The following is a 3,966-nucleotide window of genomic DNA, read 5'->3' as shown; positions in this document are numbered from 1 at the left end:
TAAAAACACTCGGATTTTGCCATCTTATAAAGATCGGTCAACCGATCAATAAACTGCTAAATGATCGGCATTACTGCCAGCGGCGGTGCTTTTTTTTTAAAGAAGGTACTAGGAAGAAGATCCTAGACTCTAGGGCGCTACGCTGCGAGGGCGGGCTTCGCCCTGCTAGAAAGTGCAAAGGCTTGACGGGCTAAAGCCCGACCTACATATCTTAGGCTCTAGGCTCTAGGTTTTAGGACCTAGTTCCTAGGACCTTTCTCAGCCTTGCCTATTTTTTCCGTAAGCGCAGCGTTCCGTAGTGACGTTCCCTAGGCCGCAGGCCGTTCGGCTGTTACCGTCTTGGCTTTCATCGTCTTTGCTGTTTGCCTTTCCTAGAGCCTTCGCTTTTCCCATATCTAAAAAAGTTAGCTTAATTCGGCCGCAACCGCTAACAAAGATCACGCTTTGTGTTAATCTTCCGTGATTCGCATCACCTGTCATCCAACTAACAAAAATAAAGAAAAGGTTTCCAATGGACGATAATAAACGCCCGCTCTATCTTCCTTTTGCTGGTCCAGCCATTCTTGAAGCCCCTTTGATCAACAAAGGCAGCGCTTTCACCGACGAAGAACGGATTTTTTTCAATCTTGAAGGCCTACTGCCGCACGTGATTGAAACTATTGAAGAGCAAGCCTCACGCGCTTACGACCAATATAAAAACTTCAGCAATGATCTCGATAAACACATCTATCTTAGAAACATTCAAGATACCAACGAGACCTTGTATTACCGCCTAGTACAAAACCATATTACCGAGATGATGCCTATCATCTATACCCCAACTGTGGGTATGGCCTGTGAGCGTTTTTCTAAAGATTATCGTCGTAACCGTGGCCTATTTATCTCTTACGCCAATAAAGACCGTATCGACGACATTCTTAATAACTCGACTCGTCAAAAGGTTAAAATCATCGTTGTGACCGACGGTGAGCGCATCTTAGGCTTGGGCGACCAAGGCATTGGCGGCATGGGGATCCCGATTGGTAAGCTGTCACTTTACACCAGCTGTGGTGGCATTAGTCCAGCTTACACCCTGCCAATAACCTTAGATGTGGGTACCGATAACCCGCACCTGCTTGAAGACCCAATGTACATGGGCTGGCGTAACCAGCGTATTGGCGGCGAAGAGTACACCGAATTTGTCGAAGCCTTTATGCAAGCCGTTCACCGCCGCTGGCCAGATGCACTGATCCAGTTTGAGGATTTCGCGCAAAAGAACGCCATGCCACTGCTAGAGCGTTATAAAGATCAATACTGCTGCTTTAACGATGATATTCAAGGCACTGCGGCTGTAACCGTTGGCTCGCTTTTAGCAGCATGTAAAGCGGCAAACACTAAACTTAGTGAGCAGCGCATTACCTTCTTAGGTGCAGGCTCTGCAGGTTGTGGTATTGCCGAGGCAATCGTGGCGCAAATGGTGTCAGAAGGCATCACTGAACAACAAGCGCGCAAGCAAGTGTTTATGGTTGATCGCTGGGGCATGCTGCAATCAAACATGCCTAACCTTCTGCCGTTCCAGCAAAAGCTAGCGCAAAACTGTGATGATATCGCTAATTGGGATAACTTCAGCGACAACATCTCACTGCTGGATGTGGTCAACAATGCCAAGCCTACAGTATTGATTGGCGTATCAGGTGCCCCCGGTTTGTTCACCGAAGAGATCATCAAAGCGATGCACAGCCATTGCAAACGCCCAATTGTGTTCCCACTGTCGAACCCGACTAGCCGCGTTGAAGCCACACCAAAAGATATTTTGCATTGGACTCAAGGTCAGGCACTTGTCGCGACAGGCAGCCCATTTGAGCCCGTAGTTGTTGACGACACCACCTATGAAATCGCTCAATGTAATAACAGTTATATCTTCCCGGGTATTGGTCTTGGCGTATTAGCTTCTGGGGCAAAACGTGTCAGTGATGCCATGTTGATGGCATCGAGCCGCGCGTTAGCCGAGTGTTCACCATTAGCGCTTAATGGCGAAGGTTCGCTACTTCCTAAGCTTGAAGACATTCATATGGTGAGTAAGCGTATTGCGTTTGCGGTGGCCAGAATGGCGATTGAAGAAGGTCATGCTTTAGCGACAACCGATGAACTGTTGACCTATGCGATTGAAGAGAACTTTTGGACAGCAGAGTATCGACGTTATAAAAGAACTTCGTTCTAAGGTTCTGCTTCGGAACCTTAACTAACGAAGTTTGAGCAATCAAGCTTCGCTTGATAAAGGTCGTGGCCTTGCCACATATCAGGCTACGCCTGACTTTTAAGTTAGACTTCGTCTAACAACTAAAGTCGTGGCGCTTCGCTCCACATTGGTAATGCATCAGGCTGCGCCTGACTAGGGTCGTGAGCTTCCAGCTCACACTCGGGCAAAAGGGGGACAACAGCTTCCCCCTCTTGCATCACCCGAGCCGCCCCGACGAAGTTACATGCATTAGATACGGGCCTCATACTCCAATAAAAATCGCCTAACGGCTCAGATGGGACATCCATGTCCCCCCGAGCCTGAGCCATCATCCATGATGGCTCCACGGCATTTTCATCTGCGTACTTCGGCAACTTCGATGGGGAATGGGTGTTTTCTGTAAGTTTCGCAACTTACTTTTGCCCCAAAACATGTTTACCTTCAAATGAAGGCTGATTACATTTTTTGGGTAGTTGACCACATCAAAGCGAGTTCTCAATTGTCGCTTTAGAGTTATCAATCGCCTGCAGCGGGTGCTGGACAGGACGTCCGAATGTCGTGATCACATGGATGTGAAGGAACGACCTTATGTGCAGACACTGCCGTGACACGCAACAAGTCCATCCTTGGAAGCTCGGCCATGACAAACAACTTCCATGTTTAAAAGCCAGTTCGGCATCCATGCCTCTCGTTCGAGAGCTTGATAACTTCGTTACCTCTCACTAGAACATGGACGGTCACGGCCGCATCTACACCGGATAATTGGTGCCTTCATTTGCGCCGTGCAGGTTTGATTGCTAGCTTGGAAATGCCTCTTTATTAGTTACAGGCAATAAGCAGGAAAGAACAGTGAAGAGTCTGTTGGCCTACTTTTACGAATCTATAAGTAATAATCACGAATTACTTTCGATTCAACATCAACATCAACATCAATACCAATGCTCATTTTGCTCATTTCTGTGCGCGTTTATCCAGTAATACTCTTGTAGAATGCTTATAAATCAATAGCTTTTCTTCAGCAAAAATTAAATAATAGGTTTATTAAATGTGCATGCGCGTTTTGCCAAATACGTGCGCATGCGCACTATACAAATGTTATATTTCTTCTTGGAGGTGGTGTTGAATTATAGAGAAATCCAATCTTCCAAAGATGTTGGTATTGGGATGATTAAGGGAGGAGCATTCATATTTTTTTTATTCTCATTAGTTCACCTATATATAGTTGATCAAAATGGAACATTAGAAGTAATCTTAGAATCTAGCTTCACCGCAGGAAAGTTTTGGGGAGCTTTAGCTTTATACTCGTTTTTTCAGTTATGTATTCTTTTATTTTGTGGGTTACTTTTCTATCGAGGAATAAAGGAAATCAAGGCAAATGCAGACTGGGAAATATCAGTTGAAAACAATTTAGTTAGTTTTAAGTCACCAAGCCCAGAATTACAAGGGAACCATTCATTTAATGTGTTTGATTTATTACTCATTGAAAAGAGCATAAAAGATATTGGAGATGGAGATGAATCTATTATTTGGAAGTTCATTTTGAAAAATAGTAACTCTTTAGAGCTTAAATATTTCGGTTCTCTATGCCTTGATAGTCTAGCCAATTACCTAAATGTTTCTTGTAATATTGAATATAAAATTAGAAATTTTGATATACGTGATCAAGAAATATAATCGGGTAGCCAAGGGTATCTAACCCTCAGCCCCCACACCACCCTGCATGCGGCTCCGCACAGGGCGGTTCATTT

General features: G+C 44.9%; 3 protein-coding genes. 2 read left to right on the top strand and 1 reads right to left on the bottom strand.

The window, feature by feature from the left end; all coding sequences use genetic code 11:
* The first annotated feature begins 511 nt into the window (after positions 1 to 511).
* Complete coding sequence (locus ACVBIO_RS21395; protein WP_447160744.1) at positions 512 to 2,200, top strand: NAD-dependent malic enzyme; 1,689 nt, start codon at positions 512 to 514, stop codon at positions 2,198 to 2,200.
* 119 nt (positions 2,201 to 2,319) lie between these two features.
* Here the strand turns inward: ACVBIO_RS21395 and ACVBIO_RS21390 are convergent, their stop codons facing one another.
* On the bottom strand, positions 2,320 to 2,565 hold the full coding sequence (locus ACVBIO_RS21390; RefSeq protein ID WP_447173410.1) for a hypothetical protein: 246 nt from the start codon (positions 2,563 to 2,565) through the stop codon (positions 2,320 to 2,322).
* A 772-nt stretch (positions 2,566 to 3,337) separates the two neighbouring features.
* Between ACVBIO_RS21390 and ACVBIO_RS21385 the strand changes: the two genes are divergently transcribed.
* The gene (locus ACVBIO_RS21385) at positions 3,338 to 3,892 is read left to right on the top strand and encodes a hypothetical protein (protein ID WP_447173409.1); all 555 of its coding nucleotides are present in this window, start codon (positions 3,338 to 3,340) and stop codon (positions 3,890 to 3,892) included.
* The last annotated feature ends 74 nt before the right edge of the window (positions 3,893 to 3,966 follow it).

This window comes from Shewanella sp. 0m-8 (genome assembly GCF_052977265.1).
Note: the sequence above shows the minus strand (reverse complement) of the source record. Positions and strands in the feature narration are given on the sequence as shown.